Genomic DNA, 25,950 nt, shown 5'->3' on the forward strand with positions numbered 1-25,950 from the left:
GGGCTGGTCCTCGAGGCTCCTCGTCAGGCCGTCAGGGCCGGTCGTCAAGGTTGGTCGTCAGGCCCCGTCGTCAGGGCCGGGCGAGCGGCGGCTCGGAGCGGTCCGGCCAGGTGCGCGCGTCGTGCCACCCGGCCGCGTACGCCTCGGCCGACCCGAGCCGGAACATGTCCGTCGGCCCGGTCCGCACGAGCACGCGCGCGCCGGGTCCGTCCTCGTCGGTGACGAACCGCCCCGCTCCCCGCACCACCGCCAGCGGCCGGCCGGACGCCTTGCCCTTCACCAGCTCCGCCGCGGCGGCCAGCTCGTCCGCCACGGCGGCCACCGTCATCGTCAGCGGCCGGCCGTGGCTGTCGGTCTGCCCCCGCAGGTCGTCGAGCACCTGCACGCCGGCCGCGCCGATGGTCAGGTCCGTCACGCCCTCCCGCCAGGGCCGCCCCGCCGTGTCGGAGACGAGCACCCCGACGCGCACGCCGAACGCGGCCCCCACCGCGGTCCGCAGCGCCCGCGCGGACGCGTCCGGGTCCAGCGGCAGCAGCAGCACCGTCCCGCCCGGTGTGTTCGACGCGTCGACACCCGCCGCCGCCATGACCAGCCCCAGCCGGTTCTCGACGATCCGCGTGACGCCGCCCGGGTACGCCCGCGTCGCGACGACCCGCACGGTCTCGTCCGTGATGGCCTGCTCGCGGTCGTCGGCGGCGACGACGCGCCCCTCGGCCTTGGACACCACCTTGCTCGTCAGCACCAGCACGTCCCCGTCGACGAGCGCCCGCGCCGGGTCCCGTCCGGCGTCGGCGGCCAGCGCCGCCACGACGAGCGCCGCCAGGTCGTCGCCGGGCCGCACCTCGGGCAGGCCGGCCGTCGCCCAGACGGTCAGCACGGCGTCCCCGGTCACGCCGCCCACGGGACCAGCACCCACCCCCGTCACCGGACCAGTCCCGGCAGCACGTCGCGCCCGAACGTCTCGAGGAACTCCCGCTGGTTGCGCCCCACGTTGTGCAGGTAGATCCGGTCGAACCCCAGGTCCACGTACCGCTGCAGCTCCGCCCGGTGCCGGTCGGGGTCGGCGGACACCAACAGGCGCCCCTCGAAGTCCTCCGCCCGCACGTGCCGGGCCATCTGCTCGAAGTCGAAGGGCGAGCGCACGTCCGACCGGTTGAACCGCATCCCCCCGTTGGGCCACTCCCGCAGCGCGCCGGCCACGGCCTCCTCCTCGCTCGCCGCCCAGGACAGGTGCACCTGCAGCACCTTCGGCAGCGTCGTCACGTCGCGCCCCGCCTCCCGCGCCCCGTCCGCGAACCGCGCGAGCAGCGACGCCAGCCGTTCCACCGGCGCGTTCACGGTGATGAGCCCGTCGGCCACGCGTCCGGCGCGCCGGGCGGTCACCGGCCCCGCCGTGGCGACGAGGACCTGCGGCGCGTGCTCCGGCATGGTCCACAGCCGTGTCGACTCCAGCCGGTAGTACGTGCCCGCGTGCTTGGCGTCCTTGCCGGCCAGGGACGCGTTGAACAGCTTCTTGATGACGTCCAGCGCCTCGAACATGCGGTTGATGCGCTCGGGCGCCTCCGGCCAGTACCCGCCGACGACGTGCTCGTTGAGCGCCTCGCCGGAGCCGATGCCCAGCCAGTGCCGGTCCGGGTACATGGCCGCGAGCGTCGCGCTGGCCTGCGCGACGACGGCCGGGTGCCAGCGGAACGTCGGCGCGGTGACGCCGGGCCCCACGTCCCCCGTCGTGCGCTCCGCGACCGCGGTGAGCACGTTCCAGACGAAGGACGCCTGCCCCTGCGCGGGCACCCACGGCTGGAAGTGGTCCGTGGCGGTGGTGCCGGAGAAGCCGTGCCGCTCGGCGTGCACCGCCAGCTCGACGGCCTCGCGCGGGTGCAACTGCTCGAGCGCCGCCGTGTAGCCGACGGTCAGGCCCGTGCCCATGCGCCGCCCCTCGTCGTGTCCGTCGTCGCCGTCCGCCCGACGCCGCGTGCGCCGGACCCGGACGAGCCTAGGCGGCGGGGGCGACGAGGGGCGCCTCGACGGTGGCCGGCACGGGCGCGGCCTCCCCGCGCCGCACCAGCGCCACCCCGGCGACGACGAGCCCCGCGCCGACGAGCTGCACCGGCAGCGGAACCTCGTCGAGCAGCACCCAGGCCAGCGCGACGGCGAACAGCACCTCCGACAGCGCGAGGAAGGACGCCGTCCGGTCCCCCAGCAGCCGTACCGACACGGCGCTGACCCCGTACGCGAAGGCGGTGGGCACCGTCCCGACGACGAGCAGCGGCACCCACCACGGCACGACGGCCCCCGGCACGGCCACGTCGACCGCCGGTGCCGCCACCGGCAGCACCCCGACCAGCGCGAGCACGACGAGCCCGGCCCACCCGACGATCATGCCCGCGCCGGCCAGCGTCACCGCGGGCAGCCGCGTCGGCCGGCCGGTGAGCAGGAAGTAGGCGGCGTTGCCGACGGCCGCGCCGAACGCGCAGAGCAGACCCACGGCGTCGAGCGCCAGGCCGCCGGTCAGGTCGAGCACCAGCGCGAGCCCCACGGTGGCCAGCAGCGCCCCCGCCAGCGTCTGCCGTGCCGGCGTGCGCCGCGAGCGCGCCCAGGTCCACGCCAGCAGCAGGAGCGGCCCGGTGTACTCGACCAGCAGCGCCACCGCCACGGGCAGCCGCTCGACGGCCTGGTAGTACAGCGCCGAGGCCGCGGCCACCCCGAGCGCCCCGAAGGCGACGACCAGCCGCCACTCCGCCCGCAGCACGTCCCAGCGCCCGCCGAGCGCGACCACCGCCGGCCCCACCAGGAGCAGGGCACCGATGCCGAGGCGCACGAGGATCGCCGCGCCCGGGCTCCAGCCCGCCTCCAGCAGCGGCTTGACCACCGGCCCGCTCGTCGCGAACGCCAGGGCCGCCACGAGCCCCGCCACCACCCCGCCGCCGCGGGTCCCACCTGTGCCGCCCACGTCGCTCCCCGTCGCCAGCCCGTCGATCACCCGCCGCCGCGGTCGCGACGTGCCGGAGCACCCACCCCGGACACGTGTCAGGAGCGTGGGATTCTGTTGCCCCTGACAGTAGGAGCACCGGCCGACAGGAGTCAACGCCATGTTCGCACCTGACACCCGCATGGCGCTGCAGACGGCGGCGGCACTGGTCAACACCGCACCCGACCGGCGCCGCGACGGCGCCGACGCCCTCGTGTCGGTGGCCGACCTCGACGCCTTCTACGACGCGAACGGCTTCGGCGGGCGCCACGACGGGGACGCGGCCGAGCTCGCGGCCGTCCGCGACGCCCGGGACACCGTGCACCGCTTCTGGGGCGTCGACCGCGACACCGCGGCGGGGCTCGTCAACGCCGTGCTGCACGAGGCGGACGCGCGGCCCTGGCTCGTGCGGCACGACGGCTGGGACTGGCACCTCCACGCCACCCCGTTGGACGCTCCCCTGCCCGTCCGCGTGCTCACCGAGGCCGCCATGGCGTTCGTCGACGTCATCCGCTCCGACGAGTACGACCGCATGCGCACCTGCGAGGCGCCGGACTGCCGCGCCGTCCTCGTCGACCTGTCCCGAAACCGGTCGCGGCGGTTCTGCGACGTCAACAACTGCGGCAACCGCGCGCACGTGCAGGCGTACCGCGAGCGCCAGGCGCACCGCGAGGGCTGACCCCCGGACGGACCGTCCGGCCCGGGTGCACCCGGCAGCCGTCACCCGGCGGTCGGCACCTCGCCGAACGCCGCCGCCGGCAGGTCCCGCTCCCCCTCGACGAGGGCCCGGACCAGCCGGGCGGCCACGCCCGCGGGGTCCTTGCCCGGCTGCAGGTGCGGCGCCTGCCCGGCGATCGGCCGGCCGGCCAGGCCGGTCTCCGTGTGCGGCGGCCGTGCGTCCACCACGCGCACCCGCCGCTTGCGCAGCTCGCGCCCGGCCGCGGAGTCGAAGGCCGTCAGCGCCGCCTTGCTCGCGCTGTAGGCCGCCATACCGGCGATCGGCGCCTCGGCCGTCACCGCCGACACGTGCAGGACGAAGGGGTCCCGACCCGCTTCGGCCGCGGCGAGCAGGTGCGGCGACGCGGCCGCGAGCAGCAGCACCGGCGCCACGGTGTTGACGGCGAGCAGGACGCGCAGGACGTCCTCCTCGACGGCCTCGGCCGCCCCGAAGGCGACCACGCCGGCGGCGACGACGACGCCGTCGAGCCGCCCCCAGCGCTGCACGGCCGCGTCCACCGCCGCCGCGGGTGCGCCCGGCGCCGTCACGTCCAGCGCGACGACGTGCGCGTCGGCGGGCGCGGCGGCCCTCAGCCGACCCTCGTCGCGCGCCACGAGGGTGAGGTCCGCCCCGGCCCCCGCCAGCGCCGCCGCGAGGGGCGCGCCCAGCCCGCCGCTCGCCCCGACCACCAGCACGCTCGCGCCCTGCAGCTGCGTCACGTCGTCCTCCTCGCGCCGTCGGCGGCCCCGGCGGACCTGCCCGCGCACCAGCGTGTCCCGCCGCGTCCCGGCGCGCGCCATGGTCGTGCCGCGCGCTCTCAGCCTCGTCGCCACCCGTCCCCAGCCCCGGCACCCCCCGCACGTCCTGCACCCCACGGGGCCGCGGTCGTCGGTCGGCACCGATCTGGGATGATGACGCCCATGGCCGACCAGCACGCCCTCCCGTCCGACGCCCCGGCGACCCGCCCCGGCCGCCAGGTACCGGACCGGGTCTCCCTCGACGGGATCGAGGAGCGCTGGGACGCCGCCTGGACCGAGGGCCGGACGTACGCGTTCGACCGCTCCGCCACGCGCGAGCAGGTCTACTCCATCGACACCCCGCCGCCCACCGTCTCGGGCTCGCTGCACGTCGGGCACGTCTTCAGCTACACCCACACCGACGTCGTCGCGCGCTTCCGCCGCATGCGCGGCGCCGAGGTCTTCTACCCCATGGGCTGGGACGACAACGGCCTGCCGACCGAGCGTCGCGTGCAGAACTACTACGGCGTGCGCTGCGACCCGTCCCTGCCGTACGACCCGGACTTCCGGCCCCCGCTGCAGGGCGCCGAGGGCAAGAGCGTGCGCGCCGCGGACCAGGTGCCGATCAGCCGCCGCAACTTCGTCGAGCTGTGCGAGCGGCTGACGGTCGAGGACGAGCGGCAGTTCGAGGCGCTGTGGCGCCGGCTGGGGCTGTCCGTCGACTGGGGCATGACCTACCAGACGATCTCCGCCGACGCCCGGGCCGTCGCCCAGCAGGCGTTCCTGCGCAACCTCGCCCGCGGCGAGGCGTACCAGGCCGAGGCCCCGGGCCTGTGGGACGTCACCTTCCAGACCGCCGTGGCGCAGGCCGAGCTCGAGGCGCGCGACTACCCCGGCGCCTTCCACCGCGTGGCCTTCCACCGCACGGACGGCGAGGGCGACGAGGGCGTCGTGCACATCGAGACGACGCGCCCCGAGCTGCTGCCGGCGTGCGTCGCGCTCATCGCGCACCCCGACGACGAGCGCTACCAGCACCTGTTCGGCACCACCGTCCGCACGCCGCTGTTCGAGGTCGAGGTCCCGGTCCTCGCGCACCCCGCCGCCGAGCCGGACAAGGGCGCGGGCATCGCGATGTGCTGCACCTTCGGCGACCTGACGGACGTGCAGTGGTGGCGCGAGCTGTCCCTGCCGACGCGGTCGGTGCTCGGCCGCGACGGCCGCCTCCTGCGGGACACCCCCGACTGGCTGACCACGGACGCCGGCCGGGTCCGATACGAGGCGGTGGCCGGCAAGACGACCTTCTCGGCGCGCGAGGCGGTCGTCGCCGGCCTGCGCGAGACGGGTGACCTGAACGGCGAGCCGCAGGCCACCCAGCGCAAGGCCAACTTCTTCGAGAAGGGCGACAAGCCCCTCGAGATCGTCACGAGCCGGCAGTGGTACATCCGCAACGGCGGCCGCGACGCCGACCTGCGTGAGGCCCTCCTGGCGCGCGGCCGCGAGCTCGGCTTCCACCCCGACTTCATGAAGGTCCGCTACGAGAACTGGGTCGGCGGCCTCAACGGCGACTGGCTCATCTCCCGCCAGCGCTTCTTCGGCGTGCCGTTCCCCGTCTGGTACCCGCTCGACGAGGCGGGCGAGGTGCGCCACGACGCCCCGATCCTGCCGGGCGAGGACCAGCTGCCGGTCGACCCCTCCTCCGACGTGCCGGCCGGCTACACCGCCGACCAGCGCGGCGTGCCGGGCGGCTTCGTCGGGGACCCGGACATCATGGACACCTGGGCGACGAGCTCCCTGACCCCGCAGATCGCGGGCGGCTGGCGCAGCGACCCGGACCTGTTCGCCCGGGTGTTCCCCATGGACCTGCGTCCTCAGGGCCAGGACATCATCCGTACCTGGCTGTTCTCCACCGTCGTGCGCTCGCACCTCGAGCACGGCGGGCTGCCCTGGTCCGACGCCGCCATCAGCGGCTGGATCCTCGACCCCGACCGCAAGAAGATGAGCAAGTCCAAGGGCAACGTGGTCACGCCCATGGGCCTGCTCGAGGAGCACGGCTCCGACGCGGTCCGGTACTGGGCCGCCTCCGCACGGCTGGGCACGGACGCGGCCTTCGAGGTCGGCCAGATGAAGATCGGCCGCCGCCTGGCGATCAAGGTCCTCAACGCCAGCAAGTTCGCGCTGTCCTTCGGTTCGCCCGACGAGCCGGTCGTCCTCGACCCGGCCCTCGTCGTCGACCCGCTGGACCGAGCGATGCTGGCCGGCCTGGCCGACGTGGTGGACGCCGCGACCGCGGCGCTCGAGGCGTACGACCACACGCGCGCGCTGGAGCTGACGGAGACGTTCTTCTGGACGTTCTGCGACGACTACCTCGAGCTGGTCAAGGACCGCGCGTACGGCGCCGGTGCGTCGGCCGACGAGCTGACGGCCGCGACCCGGTCGGCGCGCGCCGCGCTGGGCCTGGCGCTGGACGCCCTCCTGCGGCTGTTCGCACCGGTGCTGCCGTTCGCGACCGAGGAGGTGTGGTCGTGGTGGCGCGAGGGCTCGGTGCACCGGGCCCCGTGGCCGACGGCGGCGCCGCTGCGGACGGCCGCCGGGGACGCCGACCCGGCCGTCGTGGCGGCCGCCGGCTCCGCGCTGGCGGCGCTGCGCAAGGTGAAGTCCGAGGCCAAGGTGTCGATGCGCACGGAGATCGAGCACGCGGTGCTGGCCGTGCCGGCCGCGCTGCGCGCCGGGGTCGAGCACGCGCTCGACGACGTGCGCGCCGCCGGACGCGTCACCGGGACCCTCGAGCTCGTGGACGGCGACGGGGAAGGCGTCCTCGCGCGCGACGCGCGGCTCGTCCCGCCGGCGGCTGCCCCGGCGCCCGCCGCCGACCCCGCCCCCGCCGGCACCCGCTAGGACCGGCCGCGTGCGCGAGACGACGTCGCCCTCCCTGGTCCAGCACGACCCGGCCCTGTCCATCCCGGGCATGCTCGCCCGCCGGCTCGCCGAGGACGCCGACGGCGTCTTCGCCGAGCGCCGGGACGCGGGCGGCGCGTGGCAGGCGGTGACAGTGGCGCAGTTCGTCGCCGAGGTGCGGTCCGTCGCCAAGGGCCTCGTCGCCTCCGGCGTGGCGCCCGGGGACCGGGTCGGCATCATGTCGCGCACGCGCTACGAGTGGACGCTCGTGGACTTCGCGTGCTGGGCCGCGGGGGCGGTCGGCGTACCGGTGTACGAGAGCTCGTCGCCGGAGCAGGTGCGCTGGATCTGCGCCGACGCCGGGGTGCGGCTCGTCGTGGTCGAGACGGCGGCGCACGCGGCGGCCGTCGCGCAGGTCCGCGACGACCTGCCCGGCCTGGTCGAGGTGCTCGTGCTCGACGACGACGCCGTCGGCACCCTCGTCGCCCGCGGCCGGGGCGCCGCGGTCACGGACGAGGAGGTCGACCGGCGCAGCGCCGCCGCCGGGGGCGACGACCTCGCCACCGTCATCTACACGTCCGGCACGACGGGCCGGCCGAAGGGCGTGGAGCTCACGCACGGCAACTTCGTCGCGCTCGCCCTGGAGGGCACCGCCGGGCTGGGCGAGGTCTGCGCGGCACCGGGCTCCCGGACGCTGCTGTTCATGCCGCTCGCGCACGTGTTCGCGCGGTTCATCCAGGTCCTGTGCGTGCCCTCGCGTGCCGTGCTCGGGCACGCGCCCGACGCCAAGCACCTCCTGGCCGACCTCGGCACCTTCCGGCCGACCTTCCTGCTGGCCGTGCCGCGCGTGTTCGAGAAGGTCTACAACTCCTCCGAGCAGCGCGCCGGCACGGGCGCCCGACGTCGGCTGTTCCGCTGGTCGGCCAAGGTCGCCGCGGACTTCTCCCGTGCGCAGGAGAACGGCGGCCCGTCCGCCCGTCTGCGCGCCGAGCACGCCGTCGCGGACCGGCTCGTGCTGGCGCGCATCCGGACCGCGCTCGGCGGGCAGTGCGAGTGGGCCGTGTCCGGCGGCGCGCCCCTGGGCGAGCGCCTCGGCCACTTCTACCGCGGCGCCGGGCTCAAGGTCCTCGAGGGCTACGGGCTGACGGAGACCACCGCGCCGACGGCGGTCAACCGCCCCGCGCTGACGAAGATCGGTACGGTCGGCCCGGCCTTCCCCGGCACGTCGCTGCGCGTCGACGACGAGGGCGAGATCTTCGTGCGCGGCCCGCACGTCTTCCGCGGCTACCGACACAACGCCGAGGCGACGGCCGAGGTCCTCGTCGACGGCTGGTTCCGCACGGGCGACCTCGGGTCGCTCGACGACGACGGCTACCTGCGCATCACCGGCCGCAAGAAGGAGATCATCGTGACGGCGGGCGGCAAGAACGTCGCCCCCGCCGTCCTCGAGGACCGCCTGCGTGGTCATCCGCTCGTCAGCCAGGTCGTCGTCGTCGGCGACGACCGCCCCTTCATCGGCGCGCTCGTCACCCTCGACGAGGAGATGCTGCCGGGCTGGCTCGCCGGGCACGGCCTGCCCGCCATGGACGCGGAGGCCGCGCGGCACGACCCGCAGGTCCTCGCGGCCCTCGACGCCGCCGCGGCGCGCGCCAACGAGGCCGTCTCGCGGGCGGAGTCCATCCGCAAGCTCCGCGTGCTGCCGGGCGACCTCACGGAGGCCAACGGCTACCTGACGCCCTCGCTCAAGGTGAAGCGGGCGCTGGTGCTGAAGGACTTCGCGCCGGAGATCGAGGCCCTGTACGTCGACGAGCGCCCGGAGGGCGAGCGCGGCGGCGACTGACGCCCTCGCGTCCAGGTCAGCGCCGCCGGGCCCCCGCGTCGGCGCGGCCTGCTCGTCGCTGCCACGCCCAGCCACCGGCGAGCAGCAGCGCCCCGAGCACCAGGAAGCCCGCGTCGTACAGCCCCTGGTGCGGGCCGTACCGCACGTGGTGCAGCCCGAGCAGCTGGTGCGCCACCGTCCCCTCGACGAGGTTGAACAGCCCCCACCCGGCGACCACCCAGCCCCAGAAGCGCCCCGAACGCCACGGCCGCGGTGACACGCGCTGGCCCCGCACCCGGCCCACGAGCAGCACCAGGCCGACGACCGCCGCGACCCACGTCACCGCGTGGAACAGCCCGTCGGCGAGCGTGTTGACCTCCAGGCCCCGCACGGTGGTCACGGGGAAGGCGGGCAGCCCGAGGCGGTCGTGCCCGCTGGAGCTCAGCAGGTGGTGCCACTGCAGCACCTGGTGCAGCAGGATCCCGTCGACGAACCCGCCGAGCCCCACGCCCAGCAGCAGCCCCGGGGCGCGCAACGGCACCGCCGCCCCGGCGGTCCTGTCACCCGTTCCGTCGCCCGTCCCGCCGCGACCGTCGACGCCCGTCGCGCCGCTCCCGGTGCCGCCACCACCAGCGCCGCCACCACCAGCGCCGCCGCTCACGGCGCCGCCGCCACCACCGGCCCACCCGCGGAGCTGTCCTGCGCGATGGCCTCGTGGTGGCGGATGACCTCCTCGACGATGAACGCGAGGAACTTCTCCGCGAAGACCGGGTCGAGATCGGCGTCGACGGCCAGCGCCCGCAGCCGCGCGACCTGCCGGCGCTCGCGCTCCGGGTCGGCCGGGGGCAGCCCCCGCTCCGCCTTGAGCCGGCCGACCTGCTGCGTCGCCTTGAAGCGCTCGGCCAGCAGGTGCACGAGCGCGGCGTCGATGTTGTCGATGCTGTGCCGCAGCCGCGCGAGCTCCGGCGGGGCGGCGTCCGGCACCGTCACGCCGGTCAGGCCGACTTCTCGCGCGGGGTGCGCTTCTCCCGCGGGGTGTCGCGCGGGACCAGCGTCGGGTAGACGTTCTCGAGGACGACCTCGCGGTTGACGACCACGCGGGCGACGTCGTCGCGGCTCGGCACCTCGAACATGACCTGCTGGAGGACCTCCTCCATGATGGCCCGCAGACCGCGCGCCCCGGTCCCGCGCAGCAGCGCCTGGTCCGCGATCGCCTCGACCGCGTCCTCCGTGAACTCCAGCTCGACGCCGTCGATCTCGAACATGCGCTGGTACTGCTTGACGAGGGCGTTGCGCGGCTCCGTGAGGATGCGCACGAGCGCGTGCTGGTCCAGCCGGTTCACGGAGGCCACCACCGGCAGGCGCCCGATGAACTCGGGGATGAGACCGAACTTCTGCAGGTCCTCGGGGCGCACCTCACCGAGCAGGTCCCCGTCGCCGTGCGCCTCGACGAGCGGCGCGCCGAAACCGACGACCCGCTTGCGCGCCCGGGCCGCGACGATGTCGTCGAGGCCGGCGAACGCCCCCGCCACGATGAACAGGACGTTCGTCGTGTCGATCTGGATGAACTCCTGGTGGGGGTGCTTGCGCCCGCCCTGCGGCGGCACCGACGCGGTCGTGCCCTCGATGATCTTCAGCAGCGCCTGCTGCACGCCCTCGCCGGAGACGTCGCGCGTGATCGACGGGTTCTCGCTCTTGCGGGCGATCTTGTCGATCTCGTCGATGTAGATGATGCCCTGCTCGGCCTTCTTCACGTCGAAGTCGGCGGCCTGGATGAGCTTGAGGAGGATGTTCTCCACGTCCTCGCCGACGTAGCCCGCCTCCGTGAGGGCCGTGGCGTCTGCGATCGCGAACGGGACGTTGAGCATCTTGGCCAGCGTCTGCGCCAGGTACGTCTTGCCCGTGCCCGTCGGCCCGACGAGCAGGATGTTGGACTTCGCGATCTCGATGCGGTCCTCGCCACCCGGGCTGCGCGGGGTCTCCCCCGCCTGCACGCGCTTGTAGTGGTTGTACACCGCCACCGCCAGGGCCCGCTTGGCCTGCTCCTGGCCGATGATGTACTGCTCGAGGAACTCGAAGATCTCCTTCGGCTTCGGCAGCTCGACGAGGCCGACCTCCGTCGCCTCCGCGAGCTCCTCCTCGATGATCTCGTTGCACAGCTCGATGCACTCGTCGCAGATGTAGACGCCCGGCCCCGCGATGAGCTTCTTGACCTGCTTCTGCGACTTGCCGCAGAAGGAGCACTTGAGCAGGTCAGCGCCGTCCCCCATCCGAGCCACGTGCGTCTCCCTCCTCCGTCGGGTCCCGCGTCCGCGGGTCCGGCCGTGCCGTCGTGCCCCCGGCGCCGGCCGGGTCGTGCTGGCCGCGACGGCGGTGCCGCCGCGGAACCGTGCCGGTGGACCGTATCGGCCGTCCGACGCCACCGATGACCGACCCGCCGGTCCGTCACCGTCCTGCTCCCCCATTCCACACCACGGCGGGGGCCGTGTCAGCCGCGCCGCGCGGGTCGTGCGCACGCCCCGCACCGGTGCGGCGAGGACACCACGGGCCCGGCGGGAGGTACCCGCCGGGCCCGTGGCCCGTCCGACGTCAGACCGGCTGCACGACGGTCGGGCGGGCGCCCTTCCGGCTCTCGAGCACCTGGTCGACGATGCCGTACTCCTTGGCCTGCGCGGCCGTGAGGATCTTGTCGCGCTCGATGTCCTGGCGGACCAGCTCGACGTCGCGGCCCGTGTGGTGGGCCAGCGTCTCCTCGAGCCACTCGCGCATGCGGATGAGCTCGTTCGCGTGGATCTCGATGTCGGAGGCCTGGGCGTAACCGCCGCCCTCCATGGCGTGGCTGGTGGATGAGCACCCGCGCGTTCGGCAGCGCCAGGCGCTTGCCGGGCGAACCCGCGGACAGCAGCACCGCCGCGGCCGACGCGGCCTGCCCGAGGCAGACCGTGGAGACCGGCGACTTGATGTACTGCATCGTGTCGTAGATCGCCGTCAGCGCCGTGAAGGAGCCGCCGGGCGAGTTGATGTAGAGCGTGATGTCGCGGTCGGGCTCGCTGCTCTCCAGCACGAGCAGCTGCGCCATCACGTCGTCGGCCGAGGCGTCGTCCACCTGCACGCCGAGGAAGATGATGCGGTCCTCGAACAGCTTGGTGTACGGGTCCTGCCGCTTGTAGCCGTAGGCCGTGCGCTCCTCGAACTGGGGCAGGACGTAGCGGCCCGCGGGGCTCGCCGGGGCGCTGCCGCCGAAGCGGCCGGGGCTGCCGGCCAGCCGGCCCGCCCGCGCCATGAACTGGTACTCGTCGCTCACAGGTGTCTCCTCGAGAGGTCCGTCAGGGGTCCGGGGCGGGGCGGTCAGTCGGTCCCGCCGCCACCGGTGACCGAGCCGGAGCTGGCCACCACGTGGTCGATGAACCCGTACTCGAGGGCCTCGTCGGCCGTGAACCAGCGGTCCCGGTCGGCGTCCCGGTTGATGTCGTCGACGGACTTGCCCGTCTGCTGCGCCGTCAGCTCCGCCAGCACGTTCTTCATGTGCAGGATGAGCTGGGCGTTGATGCGCACGTCGGTGGCCGTGCCGCCGATGCCGCCCGAGGGCTGGTGCATCATCACGCGGGCGTGGGGCAGCGCGTACCGCTTGCCCTTCGCGCCCGAGGAGAGCAGGAACTGCCCCATGGAGGCGGCCATGCCCATGGCGATCGTCGCCACGTCCGGCTTGATGTACTGCATCGTGTCGTAGATGGCCATCCCCGCGGTGATGGAGCCGCCCGGGGAGTTGATGTACAGCCAGATGTCCTTCGTCGGGTCCTCGGCCGCGAGGAGCATCAGCTGCGCGCAGATGGCGTTCGCGTTCTCGTCGCGGACCTCGGAGCCGAGCCACACGATGCGCTCGCGCAGCAGCCGGTTGTAGATGCTGTCGTTGAGGCCCAGCGTGGCCCCGTCGGCACGGGCCACCGCCGGCAGCCCGCCGGTGGCGTCCCGGCCCGCCAGGGCCCGCTCGTCCACGCCTCGCTCGTTCACGTGAAGCTCCCTCGTGTCGCTGCTGCCAGGGCCGTCACCGGCGGCGGGGACGCCGCCGGGCCTGACCTTCGCCAGTGACCCTAGTGCCCGACAACGACACGCCCCGCGCCCGCGGTACCCGGTTTCGCTGTCGGCGCACCCTGCCCGCCCGCGACTCCTCGAGGACGCCGCGGAGATCCCGCGGGGACGCCGGAGGGGGCCCCGCGACGTGCGGGACCCCCTCCGGACGGGCGTGCGGACGGCTCAGGCCTCGGCGGCCGGGGCCTCCTGGGTGACGGCCTTCTTGCGCGTGGCCTTCTTCTTCGGCGCGGGCGTGGCCTCCTCGGCGACGGGCGCCTCCTCGGCGGGCGCCTCGTCAGCCGGCGCGTCGGCGGGCTCGGCCTCGACGACCACGGCGTCGACCTCCGCCTCGACCTCCGTCGCCGTGCCGTCCTGCTCGAGGGCCTCCTCCGACTGCGCGGCGTCCTCGGCGGCGTCCTCCTCGTCCGTGCCGATGAACTCGGACAGGTCGACGGCGGCACCGGCCTCGTCGATGATGGTGACGCGGCGCAGGGCGACGGCGAGCGCCTTGGAGCGCGCGACCTCGGCGACCATGGCCGGGACCTGGCCCTGCTCGTCGACGGTCTTGATGAAGGTGTTGGGGTCCATGCCGTACTGGCGGGAGGCGGCGACCAGGTAGTCGACGAGCTCCGGCTGGCTGACCTTCACCGCGAGCTGCTCGGCCAGGGTGTCCAGGAGGATCTGGTTGCGCAGGGCCGTCGTGGCCTGCTCCGTCACCTCGGCACGGTGCTCGTCGTCGGCGAGGCGGTTCTCCGACTCGAGGTGGCGGTGCACCTCGGCCTCGACGACGCCCGCCGGGACGGGGACCTCGACGCCGGCGACGAGCGCCTCGAGGAGACGGTCGCGCGCCTGGACGGCCTGGTTGGAGGACTTCGTGCGGGCGACCTGCTCGCGCAGGTCGGCGCGCAGCTCCTCCAGCGTGTCGAACTCGCTCGCGAGCTGGGCGAACTCGTCGTCCGCCTCGGGGAGCTGGCGCTCCTTGACCTGCTGGGCGGTGACGGTGACCGTCGCCTCCTCGCCCGCGCGCTCGCCGCCGACGAGGGCGGAGACGAAGGTCGTCGTCTCGCCCGCCGACAGGCCGGTGAGGGCCTCGTCGAGGCCGGCGAGCATGTTGCCCGAGCCGACCTGGTAGGAGACGCCGGAGACCTCGTCGACCGTCTCCTCGCCGATGACGGCCTTGAGGTCGAGGACGACGTAGTCCGTGTCCTGCGCCGGGCGGTCGACGCCGACGAGCGTGCCGAAGCGCTCGCGCAGCGCGTCGAGGCGGCCGGTTACGTCCTCGTCGGCCACCTCGGGGCTGTCGACGGTCAGCGCCAGGCCGTCCAGGGCCGGCAGCTCGATCGTCGGGCGCACCTCGACCTCGGCGGTGAACTCGAGCTGGCCCTCCTCCTCGCCCTTGACGAGGCCGGGGACCTTCGTGACGTTCACCTCGGGCTGGCCGAGCGGGCGCAGCTTGTTCTCGCGGACGGCCTCCGCGTAGAAGCCGCCGAGGCCCTCGTTGACGGCGTGCTCGATGACGGCCGGGCGGCCCACGCGCTGGTCGATGATGCGCGGCGGGACCTTGCCCTTGCGGAAGCCGGGCACCGTGACCTGCTGGGCGATGTGCTCGTACGCGTGCGTGATGCTCGGACGCAGCTCGTCGTACGTCACCTCGACGGTCAGCTTGACCTTGGTGGGCTCCAGGGTCTCGACGGCGCTCTTCACTGATGCTCTCCCATGATCGGGGTGGTGCGGACGGGTCCTGACGGGTACAGGTGCCGCGGCGGCCTGCGACGGCCCCCGCGCGGCCGGGGGCCGGGCAGGGGTGCGCTCGCCGCGCGCGCGACCCTCGATGGTACGTCAGGACCCGCCCGCCCCGATCAGCGTGCTCCGACCCGGGCGGTCGGACAGGGGGCCCGGCTCAGCGCGCCACGTCGTGGTGGCGGCCCTGGCGGTGCGTGTCGCCTCCCATCGACAGCAGGGACTCGTCGGGCGTCGACGCGTCCTCGTAGCGCAGGAGCGCGCCGATGCCGTCCACGAGGTCGACCGACCCCGCGTCCGCGAAGGTGACGCCGCTGTCCGTGCCGACGGCCGCGTCGAGCAGCGCGATGTCGGCGCGCAGCTCGTGCTGGTCCGCCTCCGGCACGCCGAGCGCGTCGAGGTCCGCCCTCGACAGCCCGATCTGCAGCGGGTCGATGCCCACCCACAGGGTGCGGTCGGCCAGCGGCGACCCGGGCTGGGCGGTGCGCTCGTCGAGCACGAGCTCCGACACCTGGGCTCGGCGCAGCGCCTCGACGACGTCCCCGAGCTGCGTGACGGCCGCACCGGCCCGCCCCCGCTCCGCCCGGAACCGGTCGAGCACGCCCTCGCGCCGCCGAGCGCGGACGGCCGTGAGGACGTCGCGCACGCGGTCGGCGAACACGTCCTCCTTGACCCCGTCGGCCCGGGACCCGCCGGACAGCTCGACGACGAGCTCCTTCGCCGCCGCCCCCAGCGCCTCGTGCACGAGCGCCACCGCCCGCACGTCACCCGTGAGCACGACGACCTCGGGGCGCCGCTCGGTGACCAGGCGGTCGACCTCCGCCGCCACGGCCGCCGCGTTGCGCTCCCACGAGTCCTCGGCGCGGCTCTGGAACCGCCGCTGCGACCACCCGCCCGTCGGGACCTTGCGCAGCTCGTCGTGCCCGCCCTCGACCGTGCGGTCGGGCGCGCCGCCCGGGGTGACGCCGTGCGACCACGTGAGGTCGGCCCCCGACCGGTCCACGGCGACGAGCAGGTGGGCCACCTCGCCGTCCGTGGCCAGCGCCGCACCGAGGAGCGCCGGCTCCGCACCCCAGCAGGCCTCGTCGCGGGTCGGCGGCACCGCCAGGACGCGGTCGAGGACGACGCCCTCGGCCGTGGCGACGAGCACGCGGCCGTGGGGGCCGCCGACTCCCGTCGACTCGGTGACGACCTCGTCGAGGTGCGCGAGCACGTCCTCGGCCGCGCCCTGCTGCACGAGGTCGCGCCGCAGCCCCTGCCACCGGTCCTGCAGCTCGCGCTCGCTGCGCGTGTCGGCGCGCGTCGCGTCGAGGTGGACGGTCGCGAACGGGCCGCTGCGTCCGACGAGGGGCTTCATCCAGTCGAGCTTCATCAGTGTGGACCTCCGGGTCTCGCTCTGGACGGCCGCGCGCTCCCCCGAGCCCCGCGGCCGTGACCGGTGCCGCCGGCACCGGCTCCCCGCCCACTCTGCTCGTCACGGACCTGACCTGCCACCGCATACCCGGCACGTCATCTGCCGCGGAGGCCGGCGGCGCGCCCTCGTCGTCGGGATGGCGGGATTCGAACCCACGACCTTCCGCTCCCAAAGCGGACGCGCTACCAACCTGCGCCACATCCCGTGCGGGGCGAGTGTAGTGACGCCCGCACGGGCCGCGTCAGCGCCGGTCGTCGATGCGGTCCAGCCGTCGCAGCAGCGCCCCCTCGCGCAGCGCCCACGGGCAGATCTCGACGCCGTCGACGTCGAGCGCCCGCATCGTCTCGGCCGCCACCACCGCACCGCCGAGGATCTGCGGCGCCCGCTCCGCGGTGATGCCCGGCAGCTCGGCCCGCGCCTCGGGGCCCAGGCGCGCCAGGCGCGGCACCCAGTCGGCGAGCTGCGCACGGCCCATGCGCCACCGCTCGTCCGGCCCGACGACGTCGACCTGCATCCCCGCCAGCCGCGCGAGCGACCGGAACGTCTTGGACGTGGCGACGACGTGGTCCGGCCGCGGGACGGCCGCGAGCGCCTCGACGGCCGAGGCCAGCGTCGTGCGCACGTGCTCCCGCAACCGTTTGAGGTCGCCCGACGAGGGCGGGTCGTCGGGCAGGAAGGCGCGCGTGGTCCGCCCCGCCCCCAGCGGCAGGGACAGGGCGACGTCCGGCTCCTCGTCGATCCCCGACGCGATCTCCAGCGACCCGCCGCCGATGTCGAGCAGCAGCAGGCGCCCGGCGGCCCACCCCTGCCAGCGCCGCGCCGCGAGGAAGGTCAGGCGGGCCTCGTCGGGCCCGGACAGCACCTGCACGGCGGCGCCGACGCGCGCCTCCACGGCCGCGAGCACCTCGGGCCCGTTCGTCGCCTCGCGCAGCGCCGAGGTCGCCATCGCCAGCACCTCGTCCACGCCGTGCTCCCGGGCGAAGGTGAGCCCGGCGTCGACCGCGTCGAGGATGAGCGCCACGCCCTCGTCGACGAGCCCGCCGTCGCCGTCGAGGTATCGCATGAGCCGGACCACGCGCCGTGCGGAGCCGACCGGGCCGGGCCGTGCCCCGTGCCGCGCGTCCACCACCGCCATGTGCACGGTGTTGGAGCCGATGTCGAGCACGCCCAGCCGCAGGTCCTCCGTCACGGGCGCGACCCTAGCGGCGGCGAGCGGCTACCCTGGGCGCGGCATCCGGGGCGGCACGGCTCGGGCGGCTCCCTGCGGGCCCCTCGTCACACGCTCCTGACCAGCGCGGACGTAGCTCAATGGTAGAGCCCCAGTCTTCCAAACTGGCTACGCGGGTTCGATTCCCGTCGTCCGCTCCACATCCACCATCGGTGCGCTGCCACGAGGCAGCAGGAACGCCCGCAGGACGTCGACGAAGGCGTCGGGCCGTTCGGAGTGCACCCAGTGCCCGGCGCCGCGCACGGTGACCGACCGCGTCCGCGGGAAGAGCCGGCGCATGGGTGCCGCGTGCTCCGGGCGCACGTACGACGAGCGCTCCCCCGCGACCCACAGCACCGGCCCGTCGAAGGTCGCCGCGGAGCCGTCGGGCCGCAGCACCTCCGGGAAGCCACCGATCGTCGGCAGCTCCCGGCGCAGCAGCGCGAGGTTCGGCTCCCACGCGAACCCTCCGTCCGTGGCCCGCAGGTTCTGCAGGAGGAACAGCCGCACGCGCTCGTCGGGCACGGCGGGGGCCAGCAGCTCGTCCGCGTCCGAGCGCCGCACGACCCGTTCGAGCGGCAGGGCGGCCAGGCTCGCCAGCAGGTGCTCGAACTCCCCCGCCCCGCTGCTCTCCGCCGGCGCGATGTCGACGACGACGAGCCGCTCGACGAGGTCCGGCCGCGTCAGGGCGAGCACCATGGCGACCTTGCCGCCCATGGAGTGCCCGACGAGGTGCACGGGCCCGTCGGCGGCGTAGCGCTCGTCGAGCAGGTCGGCGACGAGACCGGCCACGACGGGGTAGTCGACGGTCGTCGTCCAGGCGGAGGCGCCGTGGTTGGGCAGGTCGACCAGGACGGACCGCAGCTCCGGCGTCAGCGCCTTGGCGACCTGCGTGAAGTTGCGCCCCCGCCCGAACAGGCCGTGCAGCAGGACCACCCGAGGTCCCTCCGTGCCGACCTCCGTGACCCGGAGGCCCGCCGCGGGGTCGTCCCGCCCGTCACCGTCGTTCCCGTCGCCGCGCACCCCGTCACCGTAGACGCGCCGGGACCTCGGTCCCTGTCGCGCACGACCGGCCGGGGGCAGCGTGAGGACGACGCGCAAGGGGGCGCGCCACCGGTCGGGGAGGTGGGCACGGTGAGGGGCACGCTGCGGGGCACGTCGCGGGGCACGTCGCGGGGCACGGTCGAGGCCGCGCGACGACGCCGGCCGGTCGGGACCGCCGTGGTGGGGGCCGCGCTGGCGCTGGGCGCGCTCGGTGCGGTGCCGGCCACGGCGGCGGACGTCGCGCCGCCACCGGCCGGGGCCGCGGCGACCGCCGACGCGCTGGACGCGGCGGTGCAGCGGTGGCTCACGACGCTGTACCGCGTCGGGGTCGGCCGGGACCCCGAGCCCGGGGCCGTCGAGCACTGGTCGGCCGCGCAGGCCGCCGGCGTACCCCGTGCAGCGGTGGCGTCGGCGGTGCTGGCCGGTCCCGAGGCGCGCACGACCTTCGTCGCCGGGACCTACCGGGAGCTGCTGGGACGGGAGGCGACGGCCGCCGAGCTGACGTACTGGCTCGGGATGCTCGACCGGGGCTTCACGCGGCTGCAGGTCGTCCAGGCGGCGGTCGCCTCGCTCGAGTACCACGACCACGCCCGGGACCGCGGCCTGCAGGTGTCCGAGGCGCTGTACGCCGACCTGCTGCGCCGGCCGATCCAGCGGGAGGAGTACTGGTACTGGTACGGCAAGGGCCACCTGGAGAACGCGTTGTACCCGTGGTCGTACGGCGGCTGGCTCGGGCCGCGGGTGCTGTGGGGCGACGAGCACCTCACGCTCCTCGTCACCGACCTCTACGCGGCGTACCTCGGCCGCGAGCCGGAGCGCGACGGGCTCGACGGCTGGCTCTTCGCGCTGCACCAGGGCCTCGACCCGGAGGATCTCGGCGTCGCGCTGGCCGCCTCCGACGAGGCCCGGGCCGTCGCGTCGCGCGGTTGACGCGCACCGGGAGGACGACCTCGCCGGAGGGCTAAGGTCCGGCGGCGTGCGTGCCGATGGGAGGGGGTCGACCCCCCGTCGGCACGGACCGCACCCACCGGAGCACGCCATGTCCACCGCCGTCCTCACCGCTCCCGCCGCCCTCGCCGCCGGGACCGCCCCCGCCCCTCACGCCGCCGCCGCCCTCCCGACGCCGCACGCCGTGCCCGGCGCGCGCGGCGCGGCCGTCGTGCTGCGCGGCACGGACACCGCGACCGGCCGCGTCGGCACCTGGCACGTCACCCCGCTCGAGGGCACGGACGCGTGCGAGGTCGAGCACGTCGAGGGGCACGTCATGAGCGAGGCCGTCTGGATGCAGACCGCGAAGACGTCCGTCGCGATGACCGGTGGCGAGGTGACCGAGCTCGTCGCCCGCGTCGAGCCGTGCTGCTGACCCCTGCCTGACCCGCTGCTCGATCCGCTGCCGACCCGCTGCTCGATCCGCTGCCGACCCGCTGCCGACCCGCTGCCGACCCGCTGCCGACCCGCCGTCGGCCGCGTCCCGCCGGCCACGGCGCCCGAGCCCCCTCCCGTCGACGGAGGGGGCTCGTCGTCGTCCGGGGGCGGCGCCACGCCGGCGTCACCCGGACGGGGTGACGCGTCGCGGGCATCTTTGCGGGGCCTCCGTCGTTACGGGTAGCGTCGCCGCGCCCGCGGTCCCCGCTCGTCGTCCTGCCAGGGACGCCGTCCGGCCGCGGCTCGCGACCCGGCCGTCCGCACCGGGACGGATGCAGGACCGACACTGGACCGACACGGCACCGATCTCATGGGAGGGGACGAGCGTGCTGCACCGCACCGCCGGCCGCCCGTGCACGTGCCCGTCCGCCGACGCCGTCGTCGGCCGCCCCTGTCGCTGTCGCTAGAGCGCCGGTCCCCCTCCGTGCGAGGGTGGGGCTGCCCTGCAGCAGCCCGTCCGGACCCGGCGCTCGCCCCGGGGGCCTGCACGTCCCGTCGCCGGCCCGGCATCCACCGCGCACGCGGCCCCGCACGGCCCTCGTCGGGAGGACGTCCCGGCACCCACACCCGCAGCCCGCACCGCCGCACCACCCCGGCGCCGCGCCGGACCCACCCCTCACCCTCCTCGAAGGAGAACGACCCACCATGGCCCGCATCTACGACGACGCGACGCAGCTCATCGGGAACACCCCGCTGGTCCGGCTCAACCGGATCACGGACGGCGCGCAGGCCACCGTGCTGGCCAAGCTCGAGTTCTACAACCCCGCGAACTCGGTGAAGGACCGCATCGGCGTCGCGATCATCGACGCGGCCGAGCAGTCCGGCGAGCTGCCCCCCGGCGGCACGATCGTCGAGGCGACGTCGGGCAACACCGGCATCGCCCTGGCCATGGTCGGCGCGGCCCGTGGGTACGACGTCGTCCTCACGATGCCCGAGACGATGTCGAAGGAGCGGCGGGCCCTGCTGCGCGCGTTCGGCGCCGAGCTCATCCTCACCCCCGGATCCGAGGGCATGAAGGGTGCCGTCGCGCGGTCCGAGCAGATCGCGGCCGAGCGGCCGGGCGCGATCCTCGCGCGCCAGTTCGCCAACGCGGCCAACCCCGCGATCCACCGCGCGACCACGGCGGAGGAGATCTGGGCAGACACCGACGGCGCGGTCGACATCTTCGTCGCCGGGATCGGCACGGGCGGCACCATCACGGGCGTCGGGCAGGTGCTCAAGGAGCGCAAGCCGGGCGTGCAGGTGGTGGGCGTCGAGCCGGCCGAGTCCCCGATCCTCAACGGCGGCGCCCCCGGCCCGCACAAGATCCAGGGCATCGGCGCGAACTTCGTCCCGGAGATCCTCGACCGCGAGGTCTACGACGAGATCATCGACGTCGACGCGGAGACCTCGGTGAAGGTCGCCCGCCGGGCCGCCGCCGAGGAGGGCCTGCTGGTCGGCCTGTCCTCCGGCGCCGCCCTGCACGCCGCGACGCAGCTCGCCCAGCGGCCGGAGAACGCCGGCAAGACGATCGTCGTCATCGTCCCGTCCTTCGGGGAGCGGTACCTGTCGACGATCCTCTACGCCGACCTCATGGACTGACCGGTCCGCTCACCGGTCCCGAGCACCGGGGTCTCGTGCGCCCCTCGTCGCCCGCCCATCGCGGCCGACGAGGGGCGCACGCCCGTCGCTCGCCCCGCCCACAGATCCGCCCCACCGATCCGCCCCCACCGATCCGAGGCACCGCATGACCACGCACCCGCCCTTCCGGGCCACGCTGCAGGAGGACCTGCGGGCCGCCCGCGACCACGACCCGGCCGCGCGCAGCCTGCTCGAGGTGGCGCTCGGCTACCCCGGGGTGCACGCCGTGTGGGTCTACCGGCTGGCGCACCGCATGTGGCAGGTGCCCGCACTGCGGCTGGCCGCCCGCCTGCTCAGCCAGGCCACGCGCAGCGCGACCGGTGTGGAGATCCACCCGGGGGCGGTGCTCGGGCGGCGGCTGTTCATCGACCACGGCATGGGCGTGGTGGTCGGCGAGACGGCGGTCGTCGGCGACGACGTCGTGCTCTTCCACGGCGCCACGCTGGGCGGCACGTCGATGCGGCACGGCAAGCGGCACCCGACGCTCGGCGACCGGGTCGTCGTCGGGGCGGGGGCCAAGGTCCTCGGGCCCGTCTGGGTGGGCGACGACGCGCGCATCGGCGCGAACGCCGTCGTCATCCGCGACGTGCCGCCGGACAGCACCGCGGTGGGCGTCCCGGCGACGGTGCGCCGCCGGCCGGCGCCGGTGCCGCCCTTCGTCGCCGAGGTCGACGACCCCGCGATCTACATCTGACCCGCCGCGGGCCGCGCCGCGCCGTCCGCGCCGCCTCCGAGCCCGGCGGCCCGGAGCGCCCCGACGACGGCGGGCAGGTCCGCCGGGTCGGTCTGCAGGGCCAGCGTCGTCGCCACGGACCCGGACCAGCGCCGGGCCTGCTCGGTGAGGTCCGCCGGCGTCCCGACGAGCGCGATCTCCCGCACGAGCTCCGTGGGCACGGCGGCGGCGGCCCGTTCCCGGTCCCCCGCGCGGAAGCGGGCCTCGACCTCGTCGAGCACCTCGGCGAACCCGAGCCGGTCGAGCGCCGCCCGGTGGTGGTTCGCGCCCGGCGCACCCATGCCGCCGGCGTACAGGGCGACGAAGGGCCGCACCCGGTCGGCCGCGCTCTCGACGTCCGGCCCGAGGGCCACCGGGACCGTCGCGACGACCTCGAACGCCTCGGGCGGCCGCAGCCGCGGGTCCCGGCGCGCGAAGCCGTCGGCGAGCTGCTCGCGGACGCGCTCGTCGGCGGACGGGGTGACGAACAGCGGCAGCCACCCGTCCGCGATCTCCGCCGCGAGCGCCACGTTGCGCGGACCTTGCGCGGCCAGCAGGACCGGCAGGTCGGCGCGCAGCGGGTGCAGCGTCGGGCGCAGGGCGCGACCCTGGCCGCTGCCCTGCGGCTCCGGGAGCGGCAGGCGGTAGAACTCGCCGTCCGCGCGCACGGGCCCCTCGCGCCGCAGGACCTGGCGCACCACGGCGACGAACTCGCGCGTCCGGGCGAGCGGCCGCGCGTAGGGCCGCCCGTACCAGCCCTCGACGACCTGGACGCCCGACGCCCCCAGGCCCAGGACCGCCCGCCCGCGGGAGAGGTGGTCGAGCGTCATCGCGGCCATGGCCGTGGCCGTCGGCGTGCGCGCGTCGACCTGGGCGACGGCCGTGCCGAGCCGGACCCGCCGGGTGCCCGCACCCCACCACGCCAGCGGCGTGAAGGCGTCGGAGCCGTAGGCCTCGGCCGTCCAGACGGAGTCGAGCCCGAGCGCGTCGGCCCCGGCGACCGCCTCCGCGACGCCCGGCGGCGGCCCCGCCGACCAGTAGCCGGTGTGGTACCCCAGCGCGGGCGCTGCGTCCCGGTCGTCCACGTGCCCGTCCCCTCCGGCGCCGGCCCCGTCGCCGTGCCACCACCGCCACGGTAGCGGCCCGTGGCAGCGCCGGGCGGTGAGCCGGGGGTCGTTAGGGTCCCTCCCGTGGACGAGGAGTACCTGGAGACGGTGCTCGACCTCGTCGCGGCCATCCCGCCCGGTCGGGCGACGACCTACGGCTCGCTCGCCGAGGCCGCGGCCGACCGGCTCGAGGCGGCGGGGGGGCAGCGCCGCGGCGGGCCGCGCCAGGCGGGGCAGGTGCTGGCGCGGGCCGGGTCCGGCGTGCCGTGGTGGCGCGTCGTCGACGCCGCCGGGCGCCCGCCCGCCCGGCACGCCGACCGCGCCCTCGCGCACCTGCACGCGGAGGGCACCCCGCTCGCGCCGGACGGCCGCCGCGTCGCGCTGCGGGCGGCGGCGTGGTTCCCCTCCGACGACGCAGGGGTTGCCGACCGATGAGCGGCTCCGGCGCACCGTCCGCCACGGACCTGCGGCGCACGCTCGACGAGTACCGCGGCCGCCGCGGGGTGGTCCGGCTGCTCGAGGTGCCGCCCCGCACCTACCTCGCGGTCGACGGCGCGGGCGACCCGGACACGGTGCCGGCCTACCCGGCGGCGCTCGCCGTGCTGTACCCCCTGGCCTACGCCCTCCGGGCGGCGGCCCGGCGCGAGACCGGCCGGGTCCACGTCGTCCCGCCCCTCGAGGGGCTGTGGTGGGCGGACGACCTGCGGGCGTTCACCTCCCGGCGGGACAAGACGGTGTGGCGGTGGACGCTGCTGCTCCTCGTCCCGCCGTGGGCGCCGGTCGAGCTCGTGGCGACGGCGCGGGACGACCTCGCCCGCCGTCGCCCCGCCCTCCCGCTCGACCACGTGCGGCTCGAGGCGCTCGACGAGGGGCTGTGCGCGCAGACGCTGCACGTGGGCCCCTACGACGACGAGGGGCCGGTCCTCGCCGACCTGCACGGGGCCTTCCTGCCCGAGCACGGGCTGGTCCCCACCGGCCGGCACCACGAGGTGTACCTCGCGGACCCGCGACGCACCGCGCCCGAGCGCCTGCGCACCCTGCTCCGGCAGCCCGTGCGGCGGGCGGACGCCGCCCCCGCCGGCGGCTGACCACTCACGTGGCGTCGGGCGGCACCGGGCGCCGAGGAAAGGACGTGCCGCCTGCGGGTGCGGCCGGGCACGATGCGGGCATGGTCACCACCACGCCCGCGCCCGTCGTCGTCGCCCCCGCCCTCCCCGACGGGTACCGCACCGTCACCGTGCCGCCGGAGCGCGAGGCGGAGTACCGCGAGGTCGACGGCCTGGCGTTCGCGATGCCGAGCACCCCGGAGCTCGAGGCGCAGCTGCCCCTGACGGTCCCGTTCGAGCGCGCGATGGCGGTCGAGGCCCCCGACGGGACGCTGGCCGCCGTGCACGGCTCCTACGCCTTCCGGCTGCCGGTGCCCGGCGGGTCCGTGGCCTGCGCTGGCCTGACCTGGGTGGGCGTGCGGCCCGACCACCGGCGTCGAGGGATCCTGCGGAGCATGATCGCGACGCACCTGGCGCGCAGCCTCGACCGCGGCGAGCCCGTGTCGGCGCTGTGGGCGGCCGAGCCGGCGATCTACGGCCGCTTCGGGTACGGGTCCGCCGCCGACTCGGCCACCTGGACGCTCCCCCGCGGCGCCGCCCTCCGCGACGTCCCCGGGTCGGCCGCGCTGACCGTCCAGCTGCGGACGGCCGACGTCGAGCGCGACTCCGCCGTCGTCGAGGCCGTGCACGCCGCCTGCGCGGACCGGCCGGGATGGATGACGCGGGAGACGGACGTCCTGCGCCGGCGGGTCTTCCTGGACCCGGTGCCGTGGCGCGACGGCGCCGAGCCCCTGCGCCTCGTGACCGTCGCGGCACCGGACGGCGAGGTTCGCGCCTACGCGCTCTTCGCCCGAGCCGAGAAGTGGGAGGCCACCGGCGCCGCGGCGACCGTCCGCGTCCGCGACCTCGCCGCGCGCGACGCCGCCGCCGCCCACCGGCTGTGGTCGTTCCTGCTCGACCTGGACCTGACGGCCACGGTCCGCACCCCGGGCCTCGCGCTCGACGACCCCCTGGCCGCGCTGCTCGTCGACCCGCGGGGACGCGCCACGCTCGCGGACAACCTCTGGGTGCGGCTGCTCGACCTGCCCGCGGCGGTGGCGGCCCGGCGCTGGAGCGGCGACGTCGACGTCGTGCTGGAGCTCACCGACGCGCTGCTGCCCGGCAACGCGGGGCGCTGGCGGCTCGTCACCGGCGCGGCGGACGCCGACGGCCTGCGCGACGCCCGGCTGGAGCGCACCGACGACGGGCCCGCCGTCCGGCTGGACGTGCGCGAGCTCGGGGCGGCCTACCTCGGCGGCCGGTCCTTCGAGGCCTTCGCACGGGCCGGGCTGCTCACGGGCGAGTCGTCCGCGCTCCGGAGGCTGGACGTGGCCGCCCGCTGGCCGGTCGCTCCGGTGTGCAGCTGGGTCTGGTGACCGCACGGTGACC

The 25,950-nt window shown here is 75.7% G+C and carries 23 protein-coding genes, 2 tRNA genes and 1 pseudogene; 11 read left to right on the top strand and 15 right to left on the bottom strand.

The genetic code is table 11. From position 1 onward, the window contains the following. Positions 1-70: 70 nt before the first annotated feature. From AC2TDM_RS11440 to AC2TDM_RS11450, 3 genes are all read right to left on the bottom strand, one after another. Entirely contained in the window at positions 71-892 is an 822-nt protein-coding gene (locus tag AC2TDM_RS11440) for a coenzyme F420-0:L-glutamate ligase (protein WP_484634688.1), read from the bottom strand. A 29-nt stretch (positions 893-921) separates the two neighbouring features. Next, positions 922-1,926 carry a TIGR03557 family F420-dependent LLM class oxidoreductase gene (locus AC2TDM_RS11445; RefSeq protein ID WP_484634689.1) on the bottom strand — a complete coding sequence of 335 codons (1,005 nt, stop codon included), beginning with the start codon at positions 1,924-1,926 and terminating at the stop codon, positions 922-924. A 67-nt stretch (positions 1,927-1,993) separates the two neighbouring features. Further along, positions 1,994-2,950 (bottom strand): EamA family transporter, encoded by a 957-nt coding sequence (locus AC2TDM_RS11450; RefSeq protein WP_484634690.1) that lies wholly within the window; start codon positions 2,948-2,950, stop codon positions 1,994-1,996. Positions 2,951-3,089: 139 nt separating this feature from the next. On the opposite strand from AC2TDM_RS11450, the gene AC2TDM_RS11455 reads away from it, so the two are divergent. Beyond that, complete coding sequence (locus AC2TDM_RS11455; protein ID WP_484634691.1) at positions 3,090-3,647, top strand: CGNR zinc finger domain-containing protein; 558 nt, start codon at positions 3,090-3,092, stop codon at positions 3,645-3,647. Positions 3,648-3,688: 41 nt separating this feature from the next. Here the strand turns inward: AC2TDM_RS11455 and AC2TDM_RS11460 are convergent, their stop codons facing one another. Next, complete coding sequence (locus AC2TDM_RS11460; protein WP_484634692.1) at positions 3,689-4,405, bottom strand: SDR family NAD(P)-dependent oxidoreductase; 717 nt, start codon at positions 4,403-4,405, stop codon at positions 3,689-3,691. Between the two features lie 201 nt (positions 4,406-4,606). Between AC2TDM_RS11460 and valS the strand changes: the two genes are divergently transcribed. Then, positions 4,607-7,318 (top strand): valine--tRNA ligase, encoded by a 2,712-nt coding sequence (valS, locus tag AC2TDM_RS11465; RefSeq protein WP_484634693.1) that lies wholly within the window; start codon positions 4,607-4,609, stop codon positions 7,316-7,318. Between the two features lie 10 nt (positions 7,319-7,328). Further along, positions 7,329-9,158 (top strand): AMP-dependent synthetase/ligase, encoded by a 1,830-nt coding sequence (locus AC2TDM_RS11470; protein WP_484634694.1) that lies wholly within the window; start codon positions 7,329-7,331, stop codon positions 9,156-9,158. A 16-nt stretch (positions 9,159-9,174) separates the two neighbouring features. Here AC2TDM_RS11470 and AC2TDM_RS11475 read toward each other — a convergent pair whose 3' ends face one another. From AC2TDM_RS11475 to AC2TDM_RS11515, 9 genes and pseudogenes are all read right to left on the bottom strand, one after another. Further along, entirely contained in the window at positions 9,175-9,798 is a 624-nt protein-coding gene (locus tag AC2TDM_RS11475) for a DUF2243 domain-containing protein (RefSeq protein WP_484634695.1), read from the bottom strand. Further along, a complete protein-coding gene (locus AC2TDM_RS11480) occupies positions 9,795-10,127 on the bottom strand; it encodes a chorismate mutase (protein ID WP_090030006.1) in 333 nt (110 codons plus the stop codon). Before AC2TDM_RS11480 ends, AC2TDM_RS11475 begins: the two co-directional genes overlap by 4 nt. Positions 10,128-10,132: 5 nt before the next feature. Then, positions 10,133-11,416 carry an ATP-dependent Clp protease ATP-binding subunit ClpX gene (gene clpX, locus AC2TDM_RS11485; RefSeq protein WP_090030004.1) on the bottom strand — a complete coding sequence of 428 codons (1,284 nt, stop codon included), beginning with the start codon at positions 11,414-11,416 and terminating at the stop codon, positions 10,133-10,135. A 310-nt stretch (positions 11,417-11,726) separates the two neighbouring features. Continuing rightward, positions 11,727-12,441 (bottom strand): annotated as a pseudogene (locus AC2TDM_RS11490) (ATP-dependent Clp protease proteolytic subunit). A 44-nt stretch (positions 12,442-12,485) separates the two neighbouring features. Beyond that, on the bottom strand, positions 12,486-13,133 hold the full coding sequence (locus AC2TDM_RS11495; protein ID WP_484634696.1) for an ATP-dependent Clp protease proteolytic subunit: 648 nt from the start codon (positions 13,131-13,133) through the stop codon (positions 12,486-12,488). A 258-nt stretch (positions 13,134-13,391) separates the two neighbouring features. Next, complete coding sequence (gene tig, locus AC2TDM_RS11500) at positions 13,392-14,912, bottom strand: trigger factor (protein WP_484634697.1); 1,521 nt, start codon at positions 14,910-14,912, stop codon at positions 13,392-13,394. 196 nt (positions 14,913-15,108) lie between these two features. After that, on the bottom strand, positions 15,109-16,320 hold the full coding sequence (locus tag AC2TDM_RS11505; protein WP_484634698.1) for a baeRF2 domain-containing protein: 1,212 nt from the start codon (positions 16,318-16,320) through the stop codon (positions 15,109-15,111). 173 nt (positions 16,321-16,493) lie between these two features. Next, positions 16,494-16,567, bottom strand: a tRNA-Pro gene (locus AC2TDM_RS11510). Between the two features lie 36 nt (positions 16,568-16,603). Continuing rightward, positions 16,604-17,551, bottom strand: a complete 948-nt coding sequence (locus tag AC2TDM_RS11515; RefSeq protein ID WP_484634699.1) for a Ppx/GppA phosphatase family protein — start codon at positions 17,549-17,551, stop codon at positions 16,604-16,606. Positions 17,552-17,656: 105 nt separating this feature from the next. Between AC2TDM_RS11515 and AC2TDM_RS11520 the strand changes: the two genes are divergently transcribed. Continuing rightward, positions 17,657-17,730: transfer RNA gene (locus AC2TDM_RS11520), tRNA-Gly, on the top strand. Here the strand turns inward: AC2TDM_RS11520 and AC2TDM_RS11525 are convergent. After that, entirely contained in the window at positions 17,699-18,592 is an 894-nt protein-coding gene (locus tag AC2TDM_RS11525) for an alpha/beta fold hydrolase (protein WP_090029996.1), read from the bottom strand. The two genes, AC2TDM_RS11520 and AC2TDM_RS11525, sit on opposite strands and share 32 nt — an antisense overlap. A gap of 111 nt (positions 18,593-18,703) precedes the next feature. Here AC2TDM_RS11525 and AC2TDM_RS11530 point away from each other — a divergent pair, with 111 nt between their 5' ends. From AC2TDM_RS11530 to epsC, 4 genes are all read left to right on the top strand, one after another. Continuing rightward, a complete protein-coding gene (locus AC2TDM_RS11530; RefSeq protein ID WP_484634700.1) occupies positions 18,704-19,543 on the top strand; it encodes a DUF4214 domain-containing protein in 840 nt (279 codons plus the stop codon). Between the two features lie 109 nt (positions 19,544-19,652). Then, the gene (locus tag AC2TDM_RS11535) at positions 19,653-19,976 is read left to right on the top strand and encodes a hypothetical protein (protein WP_484634701.1); all 324 of its coding nucleotides are present in this window, start codon (positions 19,653-19,655) and stop codon (positions 19,974-19,976) included. Positions 19,977-20,683: 707 nt separating this feature from the next. After that, the gene (gene cysK / locus AC2TDM_RS11540) at positions 20,684-21,619 is read left to right on the top strand and encodes a cysteine synthase A (protein ID WP_090029990.1); all 936 of its coding nucleotides are present in this window, start codon (positions 20,684-20,686) and stop codon (positions 21,617-21,619) included. Positions 21,620-21,764: 145 nt separating this feature from the next. Then, positions 21,765-22,352, top strand: a complete 588-nt coding sequence (gene epsC, locus AC2TDM_RS11545; protein ID WP_484634702.1) for a serine O-acetyltransferase EpsC — start codon at positions 21,765-21,767, stop codon at positions 22,350-22,352. Here epsC and AC2TDM_RS11550 read toward each other — a convergent pair. Next, a complete protein-coding gene (locus AC2TDM_RS11550; RefSeq protein ID WP_484634703.1) occupies positions 22,343-23,455 on the bottom strand; it encodes an LLM class F420-dependent oxidoreductase in 1,113 nt (370 codons plus the stop codon). The genes epsC and AC2TDM_RS11550 overlap by 10 nt on opposite strands. Before the next feature lie 105 nt (positions 23,456-23,560). Between AC2TDM_RS11550 and AC2TDM_RS11555 the strand changes: the two genes are divergently transcribed. From AC2TDM_RS11555 to AC2TDM_RS11565, 3 genes are all read left to right on the top strand, one after another. Continuing rightward, on the top strand, positions 23,561-23,911 hold the full coding sequence (locus tag AC2TDM_RS11555; RefSeq protein WP_484634704.1) for an MGMT family protein: 351 nt from the start codon (positions 23,561-23,563) through the stop codon (positions 23,909-23,911). Next, positions 23,908-24,564 (top strand): GyrI-like domain-containing protein, encoded by a 657-nt coding sequence (locus AC2TDM_RS11560; protein WP_484634705.1) that lies wholly within the window; start codon positions 23,908-23,910, stop codon positions 24,562-24,564. Before AC2TDM_RS11555 ends, AC2TDM_RS11560 begins: the two co-directional genes overlap by 4 nt. An 80-nt stretch (positions 24,565-24,644) precedes the next feature. Further along, positions 24,645-25,937 (top strand): GNAT family N-acetyltransferase, encoded by a 1,293-nt coding sequence (locus tag AC2TDM_RS11565; RefSeq protein ID WP_484634706.1) that lies wholly within the window; start codon positions 24,645-24,647, stop codon positions 25,935-25,937. Positions 25,938-25,950: the final 13 nt, after the last annotated feature.

It is taken from the genome of Cellulomonas sp. plas2 (assembly GCF_057221735.1).

Coding starts and splice junctions, on each gene's coding strand:
- AC2TDM_RS11445 (WP_484634689.1), bottom strand. CDS start 1,926: ATGGGCACGGGCCTGACCGTCGGCTACACGGCGGCGCTCGAGCAGTTG.
- AC2TDM_RS11535 (WP_484634701.1), top strand. CDS start 19,653: ATGTCCACCGCCGTCCTCACCGCTCCCGCCGCCCTCGCCGCCGGGACC.
- AC2TDM_RS11455 (WP_484634691.1), top strand. CDS start 3,090: ATGTTCGCACCTGACACCCGCATGGCGCTGCAGACGGCGGCGGCACTG.
- AC2TDM_RS11505 (WP_484634698.1), bottom strand. CDS start 16,320: ATGAAGCTCGACTGGATGAAGCCCCTCGTCGGACGCAGCGGCCCGTTC.
- AC2TDM_RS11565 (WP_484634706.1), top strand. CDS start 24,645: ATGGTCACCACCACGCCCGCGCCCGTCGTCGTCGCCCCCGCCCTCCCC.
- epsC (WP_484634702.1), top strand. CDS start 21,765: ATGACCACGCACCCGCCCTTCCGGGCCACGCTGCAGGAGGACCTGCGG.
- valS (WP_484634693.1), top strand. CDS start 4,607: ATGGCCGACCAGCACGCCCTCCCGTCCGACGCCCCGGCGACCCGCCCC.
- cysK (WP_090029990.1), top strand. CDS start 20,684: ATGGCCCGCATCTACGACGACGCGACGCAGCTCATCGGGAACACCCCG.
- AC2TDM_RS11560 (WP_484634705.1), top strand. CDS start 23,908: ATGAGCGGCTCCGGCGCACCGTCCGCCACGGACCTGCGGCGCACGCTC.